This window comes from Serratia sp. SM04, from assembly GCF_040280225.1.
Classification (GTDB): domain Bacteria; phylum Pseudomonadota; class Gammaproteobacteria; order Enterobacterales; family Enterobacteriaceae; genus Serratia; species Serratia sarumanii.
The window spans coordinates 441,161-462,459 of sequence record NZ_JBEOQT010000022.1 but is presented as its reverse complement, the minus strand read 5'-3'; the positions used below and the strand labels follow the sequence as shown (position 1 = coordinate 462,459).

The window sequence follows — 21,299 nt, the reverse complement described above, 5'->3', positions numbered from 1 at the left end:
CGTCTTTATCGCTTTTTTCACCCATAACTCTGCCGCACTAGAGGAATTTCTTATGTCTGACAAACTACGCCGCATCGTGCTGACCGGCGGCCCGGGTTCGGGCAAAAGCACGCTCATCGAGGTTCTTCATCGCCGTGGCTACCCGCATTCGCAGGAGGCGGGCCGGGCGATTATTCAGGAGCAGGTGAGTATTGGCGGCAATGCGCTGCCGTGGGGCGATCGCCAGGCCTTCGCCGAGCGGATGCTGGATTGGGAACTGCGCTCATGGCGGGAAGCGACGGGCGCAACATGCTGGTTCTTCGATCGCGGCCTGCCGGATATCGCCGGTTACCTGACGCTGTGCGGGTTGCCGATCCCCGCCCCCTTAACGGCGGCGATCGGCGCTTTTCGCTATGCCGATACGGTGTTCATCGCCCCACCGTGGCGAGCGATCTACGCGCAGGACAGCGAGAGAAAACAATCTTTCGCCGAAGCCGAGCAGACCTATCGAGCGATGCTGGCCGCCTATCGCCAACATGGCTATCAGCTGCAGGAACTGCCGCGCGCCTCGCCCGACGAGCGCGCCGACTTTCTGCTCGACGCGCTGGGCTGCCGTTAGCGGCCTGAGGTCTATTTGGCCGCCAGCGCCTCCGCCTCGGCCCGTTGTTTGGCGGTTTTACGCGCATAGCGCTGCGCCAGCACCGCGCACACCATCAGCTGCACCTGGTGGAAAATCATCAGCGGCAGCACCATGGCGCCTACCGCCGCGGCCGGGAACAGCACGTTGGCCATCGGGATGCCGTTCGCCAGGCTTTTTTTCGAGCCGCAGAAGACGATAGTGATCTCATCGGCGGTATTGAAGCCCAGCCAGCGCGCCGCGTAGGTGTTGATCACCAACACCACCGTCAGCAGCACCAGCGACATCACCAGGATGGTCAGCAGCGACCAGCCGTCGATGCGATGCCAAATCCCTTCCACCACCGCCGCGCTGAACGCGGTATACACCACCAGCAGGATCGACGAGCGGTCGGTCAGGTTGATCAGCTTGCGATGGCGATCGACCCACTTGCCGATCAGCGGCCGCGCCAGATGGCCAACCACGAACGGCACCATCAGCTGCAGAATGATTGAACCGATGGCGTGCAGCACGTCGGTATTGCCGCCCTGGGTATGCATCAACGCCCCCACCAGCAGCGGCGACAGGAACACGCCGAGAATGCTCGACGCCGAGGCGCTGCAGATCGCCGCCGCCACGTTGCCGCCCGCCGCCGAGGTAAAGGCGATGGCCGATTGCACCGTGGCCGGCAGCGCGCACAGATAGAGGAAGCCGAGATAGACCGTCGGCGTCATGATGCCCGGCACCAGCAGGTTCATCGCCAGCCCGAGCAGCGGGAACAGCGCAAAGGTGCTGAGGAACACCAGCAGATGCAGCTTCCAGTGGCTCATGCCGGCGACGATCGCCTCGCGCGACAGCTTGGCGCCGTGCATAAAGAACAGCAGCGCGATGGCGGCGGTGGTCAGGTGTTCAAAGAAGGTTTTCCAGATGCCTTCGCAAGGGAACAGCGAGGCGACGATCACCACCAAAATCAGAACCAGCAAAAATTTATCAATGCGCAAACGCTGCAACCAGGACATGAAACGGATTTCCTTGCACGTAAAGTCGTAAAAAGGCCCGACGTTGCGCCGGGCCACAGAGAAATGGACGGGCTCAGACCACCGGCAGCGCCTGCTGCAGCCGGGCCGATTCCAGCCCCAGTTCGATCAATGCCATCACCGCGATGGCGTCGGCGGCCGGCACCGGGTTTTCGCCGATGCCGGCGATCGCGTCGCGCACCGCGGCGTAATAGGCCGGGTAGTTGCCGGGAATGTTGAGCAGCGGCTGCTCCGCCAGCAGATCGCCACGTGACAGCGTCACCACGCCGTCGCGCATGTCATAGCCCCAATCGGCCTGCGGCAGGCGCTCACCGGCCTTCAGCCGGTCTTCCTGCGGGTCCAGGCCGTATTTGATATAGCTGCCGCGGGTGCCGTGCACCACGTAACGCGGGCTCTCCGCCGCCGCCAGCATGCTGGCGTGCAGCACCACGCGGCGATTGCCATAGCTCAGCAAGGCGTGGAAATAGTCCACCGCCTGCGCCCCCGGCCGCAATTCCCCCAGATCGACGAACAGCCGCTCGGGCTTGCCGAAGAGTTGCAGCGCCTGATCGAGCAAGTGCGGCGCCAAATCGTACCAGATACCGCTGCCGACGCCGCCCTGTTCACGCCAGCGCTGGCGCACCTGCGGCCGGTAGCGATCGAAATGCGACTCGAAATACACCACCTCGCCCAGCGCACCCTCATTCAGCAGCGCTTTCAAGGTAAGGAAGTCGCTGTCCCAGCGGCGGTTGTGGAACACCGACAGCAGTAAACCGCTCTGCTGCGCCTGCTGTTGCAGCGCCTGCGCTTGTGACAATGTCACGGTAAACGGTTTATCCACCACCACATGCTTGCCGGCGGCCAGCGCCTGCTGCGCCAGCGGGAAGTGGGTGTCGTTGGGAGTGGGAATCACGATCAGATCGAGGGTGGGATCGGCGAACAGCGCCTGCGCATCGCCCACCACCGCCATCGACGGCCAGTCGGCGTGCACTTTGCCGGCATCGCTGCTGGCGACGGCAGCCAGCTCCAACCCCGGCGTACCGGCGATCAGCGGCGCATGAAAGGTTTTGCCGGCGTAACCGTAACCGACCAGCCCGACACGAATTTTCTCAGCCATGGGATTTCCTCTTGCAGGCTCACGACAGACCTTTCGATTTGACACCATGCGGCCGGATGGAACAAGAAGTAAATGAGATGTTAATTTGAAGCGGGCTTAATACGGCGTCGAGTAGCCAAACGTGCTGCCACCCGCCGCGATGCCGAGCTATCCGGTTGATTGAGATGACGAAGCCGGTATTACCCGCTAAGCTATGCCGCCTGTGATCCCCGTTTCAATCAGGAAGCCTTTATGTCTCAAGCTGAATACTCTCGTATCGGCGGTTGGTTGCTGGCCCCGATGGCCTATCTGATCGTCACCCTGCTCAGCGCCAGCCTGATGCTGCTCCTGTACGCCATGGCGATCTTTATGCCCGAATCGCGCGACTATCTGCTGACCAACGCCCAGGCGTTTACCCTGCAATGGTACTTTTCGGTGCTGACCACGCTCTTGATGTGGTGCTTCACCCTGTGGCTGCTGTGGCTGTTTTGCCAGCGCTCGCAGCGCTTCCCCAAGCTGTTCTTGCTGTGGCTGCTGATCACGGTGCTCCTGGCGGTGAAAGCCTTCGCCTTCGCGCCGGTGCCGGATGAAGTGGCAGTGCGCAGCCTCGGCTGGCCGCTGCTGATGGCGGCGCTGCTGGTGCCTTACATCAAGCGCTCGCAGCGGGTCAAAGGCACCTTTACCGAACGTTAAGGGCGGTTGCAGCACGTTTTATCGGGTGTTTTGTGTAAATTTTCGCCAAAAAAGGCAATACCCCTGCGATTCATATGTTGTCGTCCGGCCGCCGATTCCCGATAATAGGCGGCTTTTATTTTTTTAGGCATCGCAATGACCGAATACCTGCTCCTGTTTGTCGGCACCGTACTGGTGAACAACTTCGTTCTGGTGAAGTTTCTTGGCCTGTGCCCGTTCCTCGGCGTTTCCAAGAAGCTGGAAAGCGCCATCGGCATGGGAATGGCCACCACCTTCGTCATGACGCTGGCCTCCGTCAGCGCCTGGGTGATCAACACCTTTATTCTGGTTCCGCTGGATCTGGTGTATCTGCGCACGCTCTCCTTCATTCTGGTGATCGCCGTCGTCGTGCAGTTCACCGAGATGGTGGTGCGCAAGACCAGCCCGGCGCTCTACCGCCTGCTGGGCATCTTCCTGCCGCTGATCACCACCAACTGCGCGGTGCTTGGCGTAGCGTTGCTTAACGTTAACCTCGGCTATAACTTCCTGCAGTCCGCCGTGTACGGCTTCAGCGCCGCCGCCGGTTTCTCGCTGGTCATGGTGCTGTTTGCCGCCATTCGCGAACGTCTGGCGGTCGCCGACGTGCCGGCGCCGTTCCGCGGCTCCTCGATCGCACTGATCACCGCCGGGCTGATGTCGCTGGCCTTTATGGGCTTTACCGGGCTGGTGAAATTCTAATGACTGCGTTGTGGATAGCTATCGCGGCTTTAAGCGCGCTCGGGCTGCTGTTCGGACTGGTGCTGGGCTACGCCGCGCGCCGTTTTGAGGTGGAGGAGGATCCGGTCGCCGAGCAGGTCGACGCGATCCTGCCGCAGAGCCAGTGCGGCCAGTGCGGCTACCCCGGTTGCCGCCCCTACGCCGAGGCGGTGGCCAACGGCGAGATGATCAACAAATGCGCGCCGGGTGGCGAACAGGTGATGTTGAAACTGGCGGAGCTGCTCAACGTCGAGCCGCAGCCGCTGGGCAGCGAAGCCGCCGCCGAGCCGGAGCGTAAAGTGGCCTATATCGACGAGGCCAACTGCATCGGCTGCACCAAGTGCATTCAGGCCTGCCCGGTGGATGCCATCGTCGGCGCCACCCGCGCCATGCACACCGTCATCACCGACCTCTGCACCGGCTGCGACCTGTGCGTCGCCCCTTGCCCTACCGACTGTATTGAAATGAGACCGGTCGCCACCACCACCGCCAACTGGAAGTGGGACATGAAGACGATCCCGGTGCAAGTGATCCACGTGGAGCAACATGCTTAATCTGTTCGCCGCCTTTAAAAAAGACCGGATCTGGGATTTCAACGGCGGGATCCATCCGCCGGAAATGAAAACGCAGTCCAGCGGTGCGCCGCTGCGTGTCGCTCCCCTGCCCAAGACCTTTATCATTCCGCTGCAACAGCATCTGGGGCCGGAAGGCGAGCTGTGCGTCAATGCCGGCGATCGGGTGTTGAAAGGCCAGCCGCTGACCGTCGGCCGCGGCCGCACCGTGCCGGTTCACGCCCCGACCTCGGGCACCGTCAGCGCCATCACGCCGCACATCACCGCGCACCCTTCCGGGCTGACGGAGCTGTGCGTGATTATCGAGGCGGACGGCGAAGACCGCTGGTGCGAGCGCGATCCGGTGGCTGACTACCGCCAAGCGCCCGCCGCGGATCTGATTCAACGTATTCATCAGGCCGGCATCGCCGGTCTGGGCGGCGCCGGTTTCCCGACCGCCAGCAAGCTGCAGGGCGGCATGAGCGGCGTGGAAACGCTGATCCTCAACGCCGCCGAGTGCGAGCCTTACATCACCGCCGACGATCGCCTGATGCAGGAACATGCCGATCAGATCGTTGAAGGCACGCAGATCCTGCAACATATTCTGCAACCCAAGGTCACGCTGATCGGCATTGAAGACAACAAACCGGAGGCGATCGCGGCGCTGAAGCAGGCGTTGCGCGGCCAGTCCGGCATTGCGCTGCGCGTTATCCCCACCAAATACCCGTCCGGCGGCGCCAAACAGCTGACCAAGATCCTGACCGGCAAGGAAGTGCCGCACGGCAAGCACTCCTCTGCCATCGGCGTATTGATGCAAAACGTCGGCACCGCCTTCGCCATCAAGCGAGCGATCGTCGACGGTGAACCGCTGATTGAGCGCGTAGTGACCCTGACCGGCGACGCGATCGAGCGCCCGGGCAACCTGTGGGCGCGCATCGGCACGCCGGTGCAGCACCTGCTTGACTTCGCCTGTTTCCGCCCGCAGGCGCAGCAGATGGTGGTCATGGGCGGGCCGCTGATGGGCTTCACCCTGCCTGCGCTGAACGTGCCGATCGTCAAGATCAGCAACTGCATTCTGGCGCCGACGGTCGATGAAATGACACCGCAGGAGCCGGAGCAGTCCTGCATCCGCTGCGGCCTGTGCGTAGACGCTTGCCCTGCCGGGCTGCTGCCGCAGCAGCTGTACTGGTTCAGCCGTGGGCAGGAGCACGACAAGGCGCGCAACCATAACCTGTTCGACTGCATTGAATGCGGCGCCTGCGCGTTCGTCTGCCCCAGCAACATCCCGCTGGTACAGTACTACCGTCAGGAAAAGGCCGAGATCAAGGCTATCGATCTGGAAGCGGCGCGCGCCGCCGAGGCCAAGGCGCGTTACGAAGCCAAGCTGGCCCGCCTGGAGCGCGAGAAGCTGGCGCGCGAAGAGCGGCACAAAAAAGCCGCCGTCAAACTGACCGACGACGATCAGGGTGCGGTGCAGGCCGCGCTGGCGCGCGTGCGCAGCAAGAATGCCGAAGCGGCGGTTACGCCGGTCGACGGCCAGCAGCCGGATAACAGCGAAATGATCGCCGCCCGCGAAGCGCGTAAAGCGCAGGCGCGTGAACGCCGCGCCCAGTTGGCGGCCGAGGCGGAAAAAGAGGCGCCACCGGCGGCCTCCGGCGACGACGCGCGCAAAGCCGCCGTGGCCGCGGCGCTGGCCCGCGTGAAAGCGCGCAAGGAAGCGCCGGCCGCAGACAGCACTGCTCCGGCAGCAGCAGAGAACGATCCACGTAAGGCGGCGGTCGCTGCCGCCCTGGCGCGCGTCAAAGCCAAAAAGGCAGAGCAGCAGGCGGATGCCCCTGCACCGGCGGAAACGACGCCGACAACCGCCGAGGAAGACCCGCGCAAGGCCGCGGTGGCGGCGGCTATCGCCCGCGCCAAAGCCAAAAAGGCAGAGCAGCAGGCGGACGCCCCTGCACCGGCGGAAACGACGCCGACAACCGCCGAGGAAGACCCGCGTAAAGCAGCGGTGGCGGCGGCCATCGCCCGCGCCAAAGCCAAAAAGGCAGAGCAGCAGGCGGACGCCCCTGCACCGGCGGAAACGGTGCCGGCAACCGCCGAGGAAGATCCGCGCAAGGCCGCGGTCGCTGCCGCTCTGGCGCGTGTCAAAGCCAAGAAAGCGGCGCAGCAGACGGATGCCCCTGCAGCGGCGGAAACGGCGGCGGCAGCCACCGAGGAAGATCCGCGCAAGGCCGCGGTCGCGGCGGCACTGGCGCGTGTCAAAGCCAAGAAAGCGGCTCAGCAGGCGGATGCCCCTGCAGCGGCGGAAACGGCGGCGGCAGTCACCGAGGAAGATCCGCGCAAGGCGGCGGTCGCGGCGGCTATCGCCCGCGCCAAAGCCAAAAAAGCCGCCAGGGAATCGCTGGCGGCGGAAACGGAAGACAAATGATGACAGCGGCGCCTGGCTGACGCCGGCGCCGTTTAATCGATAGAGATCAGGTAGGTGTAATCCACATCAATCTGGCGCAGTTTGGATTCCGGATTCCACTCTTTGGTTTGAATGATCTCCATTTCCATACTGCCGCGCACTTCATCCTTCAGCCCCGGCATTACATGCGACATCAGGTAGCCGAAAAACTGCAAACACTCTTTCGCCGAACCCTTATGGTTGATGGAGATAAACTCGCGGCTCGGCAGATGGAAAGTGTCGATTTGATAGTTGGAAAGAATATCTTTTTTGTGTTCAGGATCGACCGCCATCACCAGCGTGGATGAGAGCTCGTCGCCCTCCCCGGCATGAGGGGAGTAGATGCTGTAAATCCGCCGACAGTCGACGTGCAGCCCCTTGAAGAAGTCGTTGAAAATCTCGTCCTTCATCGCCATGCAGGAAGAGTACTCCAGCTCCTGTTCGGAGGCGAAATCCAGCCGGCGCGTGAAACCGACCAACTGCATCTCGGGCAGCGTCAGCCGCTTCACTTCCGGGTAATAACCGGCGCCGTAGCTGGCATCGAAGTTAAAGCGCGGCATCAGGTTTTTCACGTCCCAGTGCGTCATCGATCGGTAGCGATTGGGCGTGGTGCCGAAGCGCTGCTTGAACATGCGGGTAAAGGTCTGCTGAGAGTCGAAGCCCAGCTCATCGGAGATGTCGATGATCGAGCGACGAGTAATGCGCAGCGCCACCGCGGCGCGCGTCAGGATACGCGAACGGATGTAGGTGGCGAGTTGAATGCCGGTAATACGCTTGAATTTACGCTGCAGATGCCACTTGGAATAGCCCGAAATACGCGCGACTTCATCCAGGTTTGGCCGTTTCTCCAGATGTATCTCCACCCACTCAATTAGCTCTTCAATAAAAAAAATGTCTTCATTTGTCATTATTATGGGTTCACTGACTCAATAATGTTCGCGATAGTAACCTACACGGATTATGTGAAAGTTGTTATTTTGTGCGGAAATCTGGTGAAAAATGATATTTCATTCATACGGTTAACCCATTTATTGCGGTCGATGGCGGCACAAGTTCCACTGACAATTCCTCACGTTAGCCCATTTTCCGGCCAAAAAAAAATCAAATCGCGCCGTCCCGATCGCCAGATGCGCGGAAAGCCGAATACCCCTATCATTAAGGCGTATTACCCTCGCATCGAATCAGGTAGAATGCTCGGCTATTATTTTTGCCGCGCCCGCAATTCGGCGCATCGAAACTGCCGCAGGCGCGGCGCAGAAGGTATCGTTACTCTATGAAGTTCAGGCCGGTATCACCCACAGCCGCCAAAGGCTTACACATCGCCAGCTCGCCGTTCACCCACAACCAGCAAAGCACCAGCCGCATCATGCTGTGGGTGATGCTGGCGTGCATTCCCGGCATCGCGGCGCAGATTTGGTTCTTCGGCTACGGCGTATTGATTCAGGTGGCGCTGGCGGCGATCGTCGCGCTGGCCGCAGAAGGCGCGATCCTCAGGCTGCGCAAGCTGCCGGTGCGCAGCCGGCTGGCAGATAACTCCGCTTTGCTGACCGCCCTGCTGCTCGGCATCAGCCTGCCGCCGCTGGCCCCGTGGTGGATGATCGTCATCGGTACCTTCTTCGCCATCGTCATCGCCAAGCAGCTGTACGGCGGCCTCGGGCAGAACCCGTTCAACCCGGCGATGGTCGGTTACGTGGTGCTGCTGATCTCCTTCCCGGTACAGATGACCAGCTGGCTGCCGCCGGATGAGCTGCGCGCCACCGCGCTGTCGCTCCACGACACGCTGCTGGCCATTTTCAGCGGCCATACCTCGCAAGGCGCGACGCTGCACGAACTGCAGATGGGCGTGGACGGCATCAGCCAGGCTACTCCGCTCGACGGCTTCAAAACCGGCCTGCGCAGCGGCCACAGCGTGGAACAGGTGTTGCAGCAGCCGCTGTTCGGCGGCGCGCTGGCCGGCATCGGCTGGCAATGGGTCAACCTCGGCTTCCTGGCCGGCGGCCTGTTTATGCTGGCGCGGCGCCTGATCCATTGGCAAATCCCTTTCAGCATGTTGGCCGCCATCGCCTTCTGCTCCGGCCTTGCCTGGTGGATCGATCCGGCGCATCAGGCTTCGCCGCTGATTCACCTGTTCTCCGGCGCCAGCATGCTGGGCGCGTTCTTTATCGCCACCGATCCGGTCAGCGCCTCCACCACGCCGAAGGGCCGCCTGATCTACGGCGCGCTGATCGGCATGCTGGTCTGGCTGATCCGCGTCTATGGCGGCTACCCCGACGGCGTGGCTTTCGCCGTGCTGCTCGCCAACATCACCGTCCCGTTAATCGACCACTACACGCAGCCGCGCGTGTACGGCCATCGCTAAGGAGCCGCCATGCTGAATTCCATGAGAAAGCACGGCACCACGCTGGCGGTGTTCGCGGCGGTCACCACCGGCCTGACCGCCGTGGTCTATACCTTGACGAAAGGCACCATCGCCCATCAGGCGGCGCTGCAGCAAAAAGCGTTGCTCGATCAGGTGGTGCCGCCGGAAAACTACGACAACATTATGCAGAACGAATGCCTCCTGGTCAGCGATCCGGCGCTGGGCGACGGCGCGCCGCACCGCTTGTACCTGGCGCGCAAAAACGGGCAACCGACCGCCGCCGCGCTGGAAACCACCGCGCCGGACGGCTACTCCGGCGCCATCAAGCTGCTGGTCGGCGCCGATTTCAACGGCACGGTGCTCGGCACCCGCGTGATTGAACACCACGAAACCCCGGGGCTGGGGGACAAAATCGAACTGCGCATTTCCGACTGGATTTCCTTCTTCAGCGGCAAGAAAATCGAAGGCCCGGACGATAAGCGCTGGGCGGTGAAGAAAGACGGCGGTATGTTCGATCAGTTCACCGGCGCTACCATCACCCCGCGTGCGGTGGTCAATGCAGTGCGCCGCACGGCGTTGTATATGGAAACGCTGCCGCCTAAACTTGAAAGCTTACCTGCGTGTGGAGCCGCCGAATGAGTGAAGCCAAAGAATTGATCGTCCAGGGGTTGTGGAAGAACAACTCCGCCCTGGTGCAGCTGCTGGGCATGTGCCCGCTGCTGGCGGTGACCTCCACCGTCACCAACGCGCTCGGCCTGGGGTTGGCCACCACCCTGGTTTTGGTCTTGACCAACGCCTCGATTTCCGCGGTGCGCCGCTGGGTGCCGAGCGAAGTGCGTATTCCGATCTACGTGATGATCATCGCCGCGGTGGTGAGCATCGTGCAGATGCTGATCAACGCCTATGCCTTCGGTTTGTATCAGTCGCTCGGGATCTTTATTCCGTTGATCGTGACCAACTGCATCGTGGTCGGCCGTGCCGAAGCGGTGGCGGCGCGAAAACCGGTCGGCCTCTCGGCGCTGGACGGTCTGGCCATCGGCCTCGGCGCCACCGGCGTGATGGTGACGCTGGGCTCGATGCGAGAACTGTTGGGCAACGGCACGCTGTTCGATGGCGCCGACCAGCTGCTGGGCGGCTGGGCCAAGTCACTGCGCATCGAAGTGGTGCATTTCGACAGCCCCTTCCTGCTGGCCATGTTGCCGCCGGGCGCCTTTATCGGCCTGGGGCTGCTGCTGGCGGTCAAATATCTGATCGACGAAAAAATGAAGGCGCGCAAAGCCCGCGCCGTGGCGGTGGAACCGCTGCTGGAACAAGGACGTGCTGAGAAGGCCTGATGAACAAGCAGAAGCGACTGGAAATTCTGACCCGGCTGCGCGACAACAACCCGCATCCGACCACCGAACTGGTGTACACCACGCCGTTTGAACTGCTGATCGCGGTATTGCTGTCCGCACAGGCCACCGACGTCAGCGTCAACAAAGCGACCGCCAAGCTTTATCCGGTCGCCAACACCCCCGCCGCCATGCTGGCGCTGGGGGTTGATGGCGTCAAGGAGTACATCAAGACCATTGGTCTGTTCAACAGCAAGGCCGAAAACGTGATCAAAACCTGCCGCATGCTGCTGGAGCTGCACGGCGGCGAAGTGCCGGAAGATCGTGCCGCGCTGGAAGCGCTGCCAGGCGTCGGCCGCAAGACCGCCAACGTGGTGCTCAATACCGCCTTCGGCTGGGCGACCATCGCCGTGGACACCCACATCTTCCGGGTGTGCAACCGCACTCACTTCGCGCCAGGCAAGAACGTCGATCAGGTGGAAGAGAAGCTGTTGAAGGTGGTGCCCGCCGAATTCAAGGTCGATTGCCACCACTGGCTGATCCTGCACGGCCGCTATACCTGCATCGCGCGCAAACCGCGCTGTGGCTCCTGCATTATCGAAGACCTGTGCGAGTATAAAGAAAAGGTTTATCCGGAATCCTGAGTCTGTTGGGTGCGGCAAACCGCACCCGTCGCCACCGCTCCCCCCGCCAGCGCCTCTTTTTTATCGGAAATGTGATATCGCGCAGCAGTAACCCCGGCAATTTCGAGGTTTTCAGTGAAAAGCTCAGTGCCGTGTTATTTTCAAGCGAAAAATTAGTCGAAAATTGCGGTGAACGTCACGCTTTCAGGATCACAAGGCGTTCACAAATGCCAGTCTCGTTTTCCCAAATTTCTATAATTTTACAAAACGCGCCATGTGCACAACATTCCAACGGATTAATAACCTCACCTACACTGATGCGCTAAAAAATAGCAATTCAGCAGAATATATCCCTGTTTAAAATTCGTATAGCTTTTAATCAAAACAAAAAATCGGCAAACCATTAAAACCCGAAAGTTAATACTGCATAACATTTGCAACATCGCGGCATAATCCTGCGGGCGTTAAATGTAACCGAATATGACAAACTGCTTGCCTCGTTGACAAAGATAGTGAACATTAACCGCCGTCCCCATCCTATAACAACGCAAAAGGATGCCGTTCCGCATCAACTTTTGTACTTTCCCGTCCTCCAAAGACGGGCTGCGAAAAAACAGAGGTACCAGTGTCAACAGCAAACAACCAACATCCGGAGAGCGTTAGCCTTAACGCGTTCAAACAACCGAAAGCGTTCTATCTGATCTTCTCGATCGAACTGTGGGAGCGTTTCGGCTACTACGGCCTGCAGGGCATCATGGCGGTTTATCTGGTCAAGATGCTCGGCATGAGCGAAGCCGACTCCATCACCCTGTTCTCTTCCTTCAGCGCCCTGGTATACGGCTTCGTCGCCATCGGCGGCTGGCTGGGCGACAAAGTGCTGGGCGCCAAACGCGTGATCGTGCTCGGCGCGCTGGTGCTGGCCGCCGGTTACGCCATGGTGGCTTACTCCGGCCACGACATCTTCTGGGTCTACATGGGCATGGCGACCATCGCCGTGGGCAGCGGTCTGTTCAAGGCCAACCCGTCCTCTCTGTTGTCCACCTGCTATGAGAAAGACGATCCGCGTCTCGACGGTGCCTTCACCATGTATTACATGTCGGTGAACATCGGCTCCTTCTTCTCTATGCTGGCCACTCCGTGGCTGGCGGCGAAATACGGCTGGAGCGTGGCGTTCTCGCTGAGCGTGGTCGGCATGCTGATCACCCTGGTCAACTTTATGATGTGCCGCAAGTGGGTGAAGGAAAACGGTTCCAAGCCTGACTTCAAGCCGCTGCATCTGCCGAAACTGCTGATGGTGCTGGTCGGCATCGTGGCGTTGATCGCCGTGTCCAGCTGGCTGCTGCACAACCAGGTGATCGCGCGCTGGGCGCTGGCCCTGGTTTCCGCCGGCATCGTTCTGGTGTTCGCCAAGGAAACCTTCGCCCTGCACGGCGCCGCTCGCCGCAAGATGATCGTCGCCTTCCTGCTGATGCTGGAAGCGGTGGTGTTCTTCGTGCTGTACAGCCAGATGCCAACCTCGCTGAACTTCTTCGCCATCCACAACGTGGAACACAGCATCTTCGGCGTCGCCTTCGAGCCGGAGCAGTATCAGGCGCTGAACCCATTCTGGATCATGCTCGCCAGCCCGATTCTGGCGGCGCTGTATAACAAAATGGGCGATCGCCTGCCGATGCCGCACAAGTTCGCTTTCGGCATGATCCTCTGCTCCTGCGCCTTCCTGGTGCTGCCGTGGGGCGCCAGCTTCGCCAACGAACAGGGCATCGTGTCGGTCAACTGGCTGATCCTGAGCTACGCGCTGCAGAGCATCGGCGAGCTGATGATTTCCGGCCTGGGTCTGGCGATGGTGGCGCAGCTGGTGCCGCAGCGCCTGATGGGCTTCATCATGGGCTCCTGGTTCCTGACTACCGCCGCCGCCGCGCTGATCGCCGGTAAGGTTGCCGGTCTGACCGCCGTCCCAAGCGACATCAACGACGCGCACGCTTCGCTGGCCATCTACAGCCATGTGTTTATGCAGATCGGTATCGTCACCGCCGTCATCGCTATCCTGATGATGCTGACCGCGCCGAAGCTGTATCGCATGACGCTGGACACCACCGAAGACGCCAATCAGAAAGCGCAGGAAGCCACCGCGGCTCGCTGATCGCCGGCAGATTGAGACGTAAATAAAAACACCGGAGTTAACGCCCCGGTGTTTTTTTATGCCTGCAAGAAAAAGGCTTACGCTGACTTGGGTTTGCCGCTCAGGTTGGCCCACATGAACTCGCTCACCAATGCGCTGTGGAACGCCGCCTGTTGCTTGTCGGCGGCGGCGCTGTGCCCGCCTTCGGTATTCTCGTAGAAATAAGCCTGCTGATACCCCATCGCCTGCATGCGCGCCGCCATTTTGCGGGCGTGGGCCGGGTTGACCCGATCGTCGCTGGTGGCGGTATAGAACAGCACCGGCGGATAGGCCGTTTTCGCCTGAATGTTGTGGTACGGCGAGAAGGTTTTGATATAAGCCCACTGCTCCGGCTTGCTCGGGTCACCGTATTCGGCGATCCACGACGCGCCGGCGGAAAGCTGCGTATAGCGCTGCATGTCCAGCAGCGGCACTTCGCAGACGATGCAGCCGAACAGCTGCGGATACAGCGTCAGCATATTGCCCACCAACAGGCCGCCGTTGCTGCCGCCGCGCGCGCCCAGATGCGGCGCCGAGGTCACCTTGCGTGCGATGAGATCTTCGGCCACGGCGGCGAAATCCTCGTAGGCGCGATGGCGATTCTGCTTGAGCGCCGCCTGGTGCCAGGCCGGGCCGTATTCGCCGCCGCCGCGGATGTTGGCCACCACGTACACCCCGCCGCGCTCCAGCCAGGCCGGCGCCTTGCCGCCGAGATAGCCCGGCAGCAGCGGCACTTCAAACCCGCCGTAGCCATACAGCAGCGCCGGCGTGCTGCCGTCCGATTTGAGATCTTTGGCGGCAATCTGGAAGTACGGCACGCGGGTACCATCCTTGGAGCGCGCAAAATGCTGGCTCACCTGGTAGCCTGACGCGTCAAAATCCTGCGGCGCCTGTTTCAGCAGCGTCGCCTCACCGCCGTCGAGATTGCCCATGTACAGCGAGGTCGGCTGCAGGAACCCGCTGACGGTCAGGAAATAGGCGTTGCTCTCTTCGTCGATGCCGCCGGCGGAAAGGGTGCTGATGGCGCCGGGGTTGCCCAGCGGGCGACGTTGCCAGCTGCCGCCCTTCGGCGTCAGCACTTCCAGCCGGTTGACCACGTTATCCATGATGCTGAGGATCAGGTGATCGCGGGTGCCGCTGTAGCCGCTCAGCGCCTGCTCCGCCGTCGGGGTAAACAGCGACTGCAGCTCGCGCTTGCCCGCCAGATAGTCATCGAAGTTGGCCGCCAGCAGCGCGCCGGACGGATAGCGCTTGCCGCCCACCTCCCAGTCGCTGCTCGGTTTAATCAGCAGCCATTCACGGTGCGTATCCAGCTCGGCGTCGGCCGGGATGTCGATTTTGATCTGCCGGCCGTCCTGAGCCAGCAAGAAGTAGTCGCGGCGATAGAAATCCAGGCTGCGGCCGACGAAATCGCGCTCAAAGCCCGGCGTGCGATCGTGATAGGCGAAGACCGCCATGTCCTCGGGCTGCGCTTCGTACAGCGTTTCGGCGGCGCTCAGCGGCGTGCCGCGCCGCCAGCGTTTGGCGATGCGCGCGTAGCCGGACTGGGTCATCGATCCGGGGCCGAAATCGGTGGCGATGAACAGCGTGTCCCGATCGACCCAGGAAACCCGGCTTTTCGCCACCGGTACGTTGAAGCCGTCCTTGACGAAGCGTTTGGCCACCAGATCGAATTCGCGGATTTCGGTGGCGTCGCCGCCGTCCGGCGACAGCTGCATCAGGCAATAGCGGTATTCCGGCGCCAGCGGCTGCGAGCCCTGATAAACCCAATCCTTGCCCTCCGCCTTGCCCAACGCATCGATATCCAGCACCGTTTCCCAGGCCGGTTTGGCCTTGCGGTACTCGTCCAGCGTGGTGCGCCGCAGCAGGCCGCGCGGGTTAGCCTGGTCCTGCCAAAAGTTGTAATAGTACTCGCCGCGCTTGCTCACCCACGGGATTTGGGTGTCTTTATTGAGGATATCCAGCACCTCGCGCTCAATGCGCTGAAAGTCTTCGCCCTGGCCGAAACGCGCCACGGAGCGCTGATTTTCCTGCTGCACCCATTGCAGCGCTTTTTTACCCTGCAGCTCCTCCAGCCACAGGAATTCATCGCCGGCGGCCGCGCCGCCTTCCGCCGCCATCGCCAGGCGGATACTGTTGGGTAATGAAGTCATCGCGAATACGGCTCCTGCGGTTTGCGCACTGAGTTTAATAAACTGACGTCGATTGGTGACCGGCAAAATCAAGCTCCTTTTGAGTCGGCTGCAACGCCGCCCCGTCGTGGGCGACAGCCTGTGAAATAAGCGTCATTTTCAACAAGGTAGGCGTTTGGCGGCGCGGAGTCAAAGCCCACGGCCGCCGCGTTGAGTCAGGATTGAGGATAGTGGATCAGATCGTGGATACGCACCGTTTGTGAACTGGCGTTGCGGTAAGCGTGCGGCCGATCGGCCTGAAAGCGCATCGCCTCGCCGGCGGCCAGGCTGTGCCATTCGCCGTCTATCGCCAACTCCAACCGGCCGCTGATCACGATGACATGCTCGATCACGCCCGGCTCATGGGGCGACGACTCGCTGAGCGCGCCCGGCGCAAGATCGATGACGAACATATCGAAACCCAGCTGGCGATCGTAGGGAAACAGCGGCACCACGCGCATATCGGCGTTGTCCTGATCGTACACCGGCAGATCGCCGTAGCGGTGCAGCGTCGCCTGCTGCTGCGCGGGAGAAGCCTCGAGAAAGGCGGAGAACGCCACGTTGAAACCGGTGGCGATCTTCCACAGCGTCGCCACCGTCGGGCTGGACTCGCCGCGTTCGATCTGCCCGAGCATCGCCTTGCTGACGCCGGTGTATTCCGCCGCCTGCGTCAGGCTCCAGCCGCGCTGTATGCGCAGCGTGCGAAGGGTGTGCGCCAAGTGGCCGGCAAGTTCCTGCATCCTGTTCTCCTCTGCATGTCGGGCTCGATTATACCCGCTTGTGCGCTATAGCGCACGGTGCTATGCTGATTTCTCATCGTGCGTTATAACGCACAGTCACCGATTGGAGCACCTCATGCGCCCAGCCCTCTCCCTGCGCCACCTGACCCTGCCCGCCGTCATGGCCGGCTTTGTCGCCGTTCTGGTGGGTTACACCAGCTCTGCCGCGATCATTTTCCAGGCCGCCGCCGCTGCAGGCGCCACGCCGGCGCAGATCGGCGGCTGGCTGAGCGCGCTGGGGATCGCGATGGGCGTCACCTCGCTGGGACTGTCGCTTTACTACCGTACCCCGATCCTCACCGCCTGGTCGACGCCCGGTGCGGCGCTGTTGGTCACCAGCCTGCCCGGCACGCCGATCAACGAGGCGATCGGCGTGTTTATCTTCGCTTCCGGCCTGATCCTGCTGTGCGGCGTCACCGGGCTGTTCGCCCGCCTGATGGACTACATTCCGCAGGCGATTTCCGCCGCGATGCTGGCGGGGATCCTGTTGCGTTTCGGGCTGGACGCCTTCGCTTCGCTGCAGCTCAATTTCCCGCTGAGCGCCGGCATGGGGCTGGCCTATCTGCTCAGCCGCCGTTATCTGCCGCGCTACGCCATCGTGCTGACGCTGGCGGCCGGGCTGGCGATCGCCGCGCTGCAGGGCAATATCCAGCCGGCGCAACACGCGCCGGCGTTTGCCATGCCGGAATTTATCGCGCCGCACTTCAGTTGGCCGACGCTGCTGGGCATCGGCGTGCCGTTCTTCGTGGTGACCATGGCTTCGCAGAATGCGCCCGGCATCGCCACGCTGCAGGCGGCGGGCTACCGCGTCCCCACCTCACCGCTGATCGCCTGGACGGCGCTCACCGCGCTGCTGCTGGCGCCGTTCGGCGGATTCTCGGTGTGCATCGCCGCGATCACCGCCGCCATCTGCATGGGCCCGGACGTGCATCCCGATCCGCAGCGCCGCTATATGGGCGCGGTGGCCGCCGGCGGCTTCTACCTGTTGGCCGGGCTGTTCGGCGGCGCCATCGGCCTGCTGTTCAGCGCGTTGCCGGTCGCCCTGATCCACACCATCGCCGGGCTGGCGCTGCTCGGCACCATCGGTGGCAGCCTGCAGCGCGCGCTGCATGATGAGAAACAGCGCGACGCGGCGCTGATCGCCTTCCTCATCACCGCCTCCGGCGTCACGTTACTGGGCATCGGTTCGGCCTTCTGGGGCATCGTCGGCGGCGCGATCGCCCATCTGCTGCTGTCGCTGCCGCAGCGAACAAGCCAAGCATAACGGGCGGTCTACATTGACAAGTGCCGCCGTGGCGCCTTCACTTTCTCTGTCGTCTTGAGATCAATTCACAAAATAAGTGACGCCGTCACCAAGGAAGCCTATGACTGAGAAAGCTGCGCTGTTGGCTCAGCGCCTGATACGCAATGTCGAACGGGTAGATAAGCGGCACGATCGGCGGCCGCCGCTGTATGACAGCGTCGGCGCTCGCCTCGGCACCGGCACCGCCGCCGACAAGCTGGGCGCCTCTTTCGATTGTGTCGCGCCGGGTATGCGCTCCTGCCCCTACCATTTTCACTACGCTCAGGAGGAAATGTTCATCATTCTGGAAGGCAGCGGTACGCTGCGGGTGGCCGGAGAAATGCTGCCGATCGTCAGCGGGGATGTCATCTTCATTCCGCCGGGCCCGGAATACCCGCACCAGATCATCAACACCTCCGATGCGCCGCTGAAGTACCTGTCCGTCAGCACGCGCGAGCAGCCGGAGCTGGTGATGTACCCGGATTCCGGCAAATACCAGGCGATGGCGCGCGGCGCAGACGGCCAGCAGGTGCGCTACCTGCAGCGCCCTTCAACCTCGCTCGATTACTGGCAGGATGAACCCTGAATCGCCGCCCGGCAGCGGGAGATCCAGCGCGCGCGCCGCCAGCTCGGCGACGCGAAAGTCGATGTCCGCCGCCTGCCCGTCTTCCATGAACCAGGCGGCGGAGAGCCCCGACCAGGCGAGGATCCATTGCAGCAAGCGCCGGCGCTCCAGCCCAGCCAAGCGACAGACCTGTTCCACGCGGCGCTGGAAAATGGCCGGATCGGTGGCGATGCCGTAGTTGGGATTGCAGAAGATATTGGCGTAGTCGAAGCCCCGTTCGCCGTACAAACGCTTGGGATCGATCGCCAGCCAGCCGCGTTCGCCGAAGTCCAGCACGTTGTCATGGTGAATATCGCCGTGCAGCACGCTCTCTTCTCGCGGGCTGTGCAGCAATTCTGCCGCCGCCGTGGCACAGAGACGCAGCATGCCGCCGTGCGCCTGCGCCGCCGGCCACAGTGAGCTGAACCACTCCTGCAACGGGATCAGCTCGGGCAACGGTTCCGCTCGCGGCGCATGCAAGGCGGCGATCGCCCGGCACAGGATTTGCGTGGCCTGCTCATCGTCGCCGTCACGCACCAGCTGCGCCAACGAGCCTTCACCCTGCGCGCGCTCCAGCAGAATGCCGTCGTCATGCCACGCCAGCACCTGCGCGGCGCCTTTCCCACGCCACCAGCACATCAGTTGGCCACCGAAGCGCTCCTCCTGCTCGCGGGCGATCTTCAGCATCGCCGCCTCGCCCCGGTAACGCACCGGCATCAGCAGACTGCTGTGGGTTTCGAAGGCTTTGCCGTCCTGTTCCAGTTGCCAGCGTTGCAGGTAGGGAGTAAAAAGCGGGTTCATCGTCTCATGCGTCCTTGTGGCCGATCTGCGCCGCACTGTCACATTCAGGTGAAAGACGACGTATAAAATAAAGAGGGATGATACTCTCAAATATCATCGGTGCGCGGCGTCTGGCCGCCGTTTCCTCAGTATCCTAACCAAGTTTGTCGATTTTATTAACCGGTCTTGCGCGGGGTTTGATCATGACATCATTAAAACGCACGAATTATCCGCAGTTGCCTACGCCGGGCGGCCCCTATGTGCATGCGGTGCGCCACGGCGATCGCCTGTACGTGTCGGGATTGACGGCCTTCGCCACCGACGCGCAAGGCTTGAGCGCGCCGGAGCAAACGCAGGAGATCCTCGAGCAGTTAGCCACTATCGCCGCCAGCGAAGGCGTTAATCTTAAAGCGTTGATTAAAATCAGCGTGTTCCTGACCGACATCGCCGATCTGGCGGGCGTGCGCCCGGTGCTGTTTGACTATTTCGATGGCGCGCTGCCGGCCTGTTCACTGATGGCAGTCAGCGCGTTGTTTTCACCGCAGGTGTGCGTAGAGATAGAAGCGGTGATGGCGTTGCAATAATGCGCGGCTAGAGCGCGCCCTCATCCGGCACGCAGGGGCCGATCTTGAACCAGGCTTTGGCGATCCGCCCCTGTTCCACTTCGTAAATGGCGATGACATCCATTTTGCCACGCCCCTGCGGGAAGTTGCGCGTCACCACTTCCTGATCGACCACCATGTTCCCCACCGCCATGCGTTTTATCCGTTCACCGTACAGACTTGGCTCCTGGAAACGCACCAGATGGCGTTCGCGGATCGCCGCCTTGCCGCTGGCCAGCAGCGTGTCGGGATGCTCGTAATACTGCGCGTCGTCCGCCCAGCAGGCCATGAAGGCGTCGATGTCGCGGGCGTTATAGGCGTCAAGCTGTTGCTGAACCACATCCTGCGGGCGTGCCGTTTTATCGTTCATCACATCCTCCTGCCGAAGTTAACCGCCGCATGTATCGAACCCATCACGTTAACCGCCCGGTGCTGCAGCTTGATGACACGGCGAATGTTGAATAAAAACCCAAAAATAGCGAATAAATAACCTACCACGCTCGATGGACAATTCAAGCGTTCGGCATAAATTTTCTGCCCCGCGCCAGCGGCGGGGAAAACCGCATGGCACCGCGCGTTAATCTTTGCGGCGGTTAGGGAAATTCTGCTAATTTAGCGTGAACAGCCTGATGATAACGAAACGCTATGCAGCAAAAACCGGTGTTGGACGAAGCCAGACAGTTAAAGCGACTCAACGCCGCCACGCGGCGTCAATCCCATATGTATAAATGGATCGCGCTGATTGCGGCGCTGGATGCGCTGCTGGTGTTTTGGTATGACCGGGATATGCGCAACGTCACCTTCTCGGGAGCGGTTGCGCTGGTGTGCGGTTATCTGTGGATCTGCGATCGCAACAAGGCCCGGGGTTACCGGCGCGAGTTCGACCGCAAATTCGGCAAGCGCAGCGGCGATTAAGGCTGCATCGCTTCCAGCACTTTGGCGCTGTCGACGATCTGCACGAACTTCACGATTTTGCCGCCGCGCAGCGTATAAATATGCGCAAAAGAGGCGCTGAAGGATTTGCCGGTGGCCCGGTAGGTGCCGTGATAAAAACCTTGAGCGATCACATTGTCGCCGGCGTCGTAAAAGTGGTCGACATCGGCGCGGTAACCTTGCCATTCGCTGCCCAGGCGCTGATGCACGTTCTTGATGATATTTTCCGGGCCGATATAGGTACCGGCGTAGGGGAAACCGGCAGCTTCGGTCCACTCGGCATCGGGGGCCAGCGCCGCCAGCAGATTACGGCCGTTTTCTTCGGAGCTGCCTTCATAGGTTGCGCGCACTATTTCAAGAGGGGTTGGCATGTCTCTTCTCCCATGGCTGATGAGGATATTCCGGCCATCTCCGCGGACACAGGCTCTCACCAAGCGGAGACGGCGGAATGCGGCTATTCTAGGTTGCTTGTTTCGCTGCAAAAACCGCAGTTATGACAATAGTGGGTTGCACTTTAGTAAACAATAGCCGTTTTTCTGTCATTCTCC

General features: G+C 61.6%; 23 protein-coding genes. 15 read left to right on the top strand and 8 right to left on the bottom strand.

Annotated elements, in window-relative coordinates; genetic code table 11:
• The first annotated feature begins 52 nt into the window (after positions 1–52).
• The gene (locus tag ABTW55_RS22945; protein WP_039566332.1) at positions 53–598 is read left to right on the top strand and encodes an AAA family ATPase; all 546 of its coding nucleotides are present in this window, start codon (positions 53–55) and stop codon (positions 596–598) included.
• Between the two features lie 11 nt (positions 599–609).
• Here the strand turns inward: ABTW55_RS22945 and ABTW55_RS22940 are convergent, their stop codons facing one another.
• The gene (locus tag ABTW55_RS22940) at positions 610–1,614 is read right to left on the bottom strand and encodes a bile acid:sodium symporter family protein (protein WP_033648207.1); all 1,005 of its coding nucleotides are present in this window, start codon (positions 1,612–1,614) and stop codon (positions 610–612) included.
• A 73-nt stretch (positions 1,615–1,687) separates the two neighbouring features.
• Positions 1,688–2,728: an oxidoreductase gene (locus ABTW55_RS22935; protein ID WP_060420879.1), complete on the bottom strand. Its 1,041-nt coding sequence runs from the start codon at positions 2,726–2,728 to the stop codon at positions 1,688–1,690.
• Between the two features lie 231 nt (positions 2,729–2,959).
• Here ABTW55_RS22935 and ABTW55_RS22930 point away from each other — a divergent pair, with 231 nt between their 5' ends.
• From ABTW55_RS22930 to rsxC, 4 genes are all read left to right on the top strand, one after another.
• Positions 2,960–3,400 (top strand): DUF2569 domain-containing protein, encoded by a 441-nt coding sequence (locus tag ABTW55_RS22930; RefSeq protein ID WP_019455945.1) that lies wholly within the window; start codon positions 2,960–2,962, stop codon positions 3,398–3,400.
• Positions 3,401–3,535: 135 nt separating this feature from the next.
• Positions 3,536–4,117, top strand: a complete 582-nt coding sequence (rsxA, locus tag ABTW55_RS22925; RefSeq protein WP_004938443.1) for an electron transport complex subunit RsxA — start codon at positions 3,536–3,538, stop codon at positions 4,115–4,117.
• Entirely contained in the window at positions 4,117–4,689 is a 573-nt protein-coding gene (gene rsxB / locus ABTW55_RS22920) for an electron transport complex subunit RsxB (protein ID WP_004938428.1), read from the top strand. The genes rsxA and rsxB overlap by 1 nt, the downstream gene beginning before the upstream one ends.
• On the top strand, positions 4,682–7,111 hold the full coding sequence (gene rsxC, locus ABTW55_RS22915; RefSeq protein WP_060420875.1) for an electron transport complex subunit RsxC: 2,430 nt from the start codon (positions 4,682–4,684) through the stop codon (positions 7,109–7,111). Before rsxB ends, rsxC begins: the two co-directional genes overlap by 8 nt.
• A 32-nt stretch (positions 7,112–7,143) precedes the next feature.
• On the opposite strand, the gene ABTW55_RS22910 is transcribed toward rsxC, so the two are convergent.
• Positions 7,144–8,037 (bottom strand): helix-turn-helix domain-containing protein, encoded by an 894-nt coding sequence (locus ABTW55_RS22910; protein ID WP_039566349.1) that lies wholly within the window; start codon positions 8,035–8,037, stop codon positions 7,144–7,146.
• A gap of 24 nt (positions 8,038–8,061) precedes the next feature.
• On the opposite strand from ABTW55_RS22910, the gene ABTW55_RS22905 reads away from it, so the two are divergent.
• From ABTW55_RS22905 to dtpA, 6 genes are all read left to right on the top strand, one after another.
• Positions 8,062–8,406 carry a hypothetical protein gene (locus ABTW55_RS22905; RefSeq protein ID WP_125875309.1) on the top strand — a complete coding sequence of 115 codons (345 nt, stop codon included), beginning with the start codon at positions 8,062–8,064 and terminating at the stop codon, positions 8,404–8,406.
• Complete coding sequence (rsxD, locus tag ABTW55_RS22900; RefSeq protein ID WP_049197119.1) at positions 8,403–9,488, top strand: electron transport complex subunit RsxD; 1,086 nt, start codon at positions 8,403–8,405, stop codon at positions 9,486–9,488. The genes ABTW55_RS22905 and rsxD overlap by 4 nt, the downstream gene beginning before the upstream one ends.
• Positions 9,489–9,497: 9 nt before the next feature.
• On the top strand, positions 9,498–10,127 hold the full coding sequence (rsxG, locus tag ABTW55_RS22895) for an electron transport complex subunit RsxG (RefSeq protein ID WP_033654762.1): 630 nt from the start codon (positions 9,498–9,500) through the stop codon (positions 10,125–10,127).
• Positions 10,124–10,822 (top strand): electron transport complex subunit E, encoded by a 699-nt coding sequence (locus ABTW55_RS22890; protein ID WP_033638408.1) that lies wholly within the window; start codon positions 10,124–10,126, stop codon positions 10,820–10,822. Before rsxG ends, ABTW55_RS22890 begins: the two co-directional genes overlap by 4 nt.
• A complete protein-coding gene (gene nth, locus ABTW55_RS22885; RefSeq protein ID WP_019455952.1) occupies positions 10,822–11,463 on the top strand; it encodes an endonuclease III in 642 nt (213 codons plus the stop codon). Before ABTW55_RS22890 ends, nth begins: the two co-directional genes overlap by 1 nt.
• A gap of 604 nt (positions 11,464–12,067) precedes the next feature.
• The gene (gene dtpA, locus ABTW55_RS22880; protein WP_033638407.1) at positions 12,068–13,582 is read left to right on the top strand and encodes a dipeptide/tripeptide permease DtpA; all 1,515 of its coding nucleotides are present in this window, start codon (positions 12,068–12,070) and stop codon (positions 13,580–13,582) included.
• 77 nt (positions 13,583–13,659) lie between these two features.
• On the opposite strand, the gene ABTW55_RS22875 is transcribed toward dtpA, so the two are convergent.
• Positions 13,660–15,753 carry a prolyl oligopeptidase family protein gene (locus ABTW55_RS22875; RefSeq protein WP_060420872.1) on the bottom strand — a complete coding sequence of 698 codons (2,094 nt, stop codon included), beginning with the start codon at positions 15,751–15,753 and terminating at the stop codon, positions 13,660–13,662.
• 194 nt (positions 15,754–15,947) lie between these two features.
• On the bottom strand, positions 15,948–16,511 hold the full coding sequence (locus tag ABTW55_RS22870) for a helix-turn-helix domain-containing protein (RefSeq protein WP_060420868.1): 564 nt from the start codon (positions 16,509–16,511) through the stop codon (positions 15,948–15,950).
• 115 nt (positions 16,512–16,626) lie between these two features.
• On the opposite strand from ABTW55_RS22870, the gene ABTW55_RS22865 reads away from it, so the two are divergent.
• The gene (locus tag ABTW55_RS22865; RefSeq protein ID WP_049197123.1) at positions 16,627–17,814 is read left to right on the top strand and encodes a benzoate/H(+) symporter BenE family transporter; all 1,188 of its coding nucleotides are present in this window, start codon (positions 16,627–16,629) and stop codon (positions 17,812–17,814) included.
• A gap of 100 nt (positions 17,815–17,914) precedes the next feature.
• Positions 17,915–18,418, top strand: coding sequence for a cupin domain-containing protein (locus ABTW55_RS22860; protein WP_033638403.1), 504 nt, complete (start codon positions 17,915–17,917; stop codon positions 18,416–18,418).
• Here the strand turns inward: ABTW55_RS22860 and ABTW55_RS22855 are convergent.
• On the bottom strand, positions 18,383–19,237 hold the full coding sequence (locus tag ABTW55_RS22855) for an aminoglycoside phosphotransferase family protein (protein WP_060420865.1): 855 nt from the start codon (positions 19,235–19,237) through the stop codon (positions 18,383–18,385). The genes ABTW55_RS22860 and ABTW55_RS22855 overlap by 36 nt on opposite strands.
• A gap of 182 nt (positions 19,238–19,419) precedes the next feature.
• Between ABTW55_RS22855 and ABTW55_RS22850 the strand changes: the two genes are divergently transcribed.
• A complete protein-coding gene (locus tag ABTW55_RS22850) occupies positions 19,420–19,800 on the top strand; it encodes a RidA family protein (RefSeq protein ID WP_041037983.1) in 381 nt (126 codons plus the stop codon).
• A 7-nt stretch (positions 19,801–19,807) separates the two neighbouring features.
• Here ABTW55_RS22850 and ABTW55_RS22845 read toward each other — a convergent pair whose 3' ends face one another.
• Positions 19,808–20,188: a nuclear transport factor 2 family protein gene (locus tag ABTW55_RS22845; RefSeq protein WP_033638401.1), complete on the bottom strand. Its 381-nt coding sequence runs from the start codon at positions 20,186–20,188 to the stop codon at positions 19,808–19,810.
• A gap of 275 nt (positions 20,189–20,463) precedes the next feature.
• On the opposite strand from ABTW55_RS22845, the gene ABTW55_RS22840 reads away from it, so the two are divergent.
• On the top strand, positions 20,464–20,733 hold the full coding sequence (locus tag ABTW55_RS22840; protein ID WP_060420862.1) for a hypothetical protein: 270 nt from the start codon (positions 20,464–20,466) through the stop codon (positions 20,731–20,733).
• On the opposite strand, the gene ABTW55_RS22835 is transcribed toward ABTW55_RS22840, so the two are convergent.
• Positions 20,730–21,122, bottom strand: coding sequence for a nuclear transport factor 2 family protein (locus ABTW55_RS22835; protein WP_033638399.1), 393 nt, complete (start codon positions 21,120–21,122; stop codon positions 20,730–20,732). The two genes, ABTW55_RS22840 and ABTW55_RS22835, sit on opposite strands and share 4 nt — an antisense overlap.
• Between the last annotated feature and the right edge of the window lie 177 nt (positions 21,123–21,299).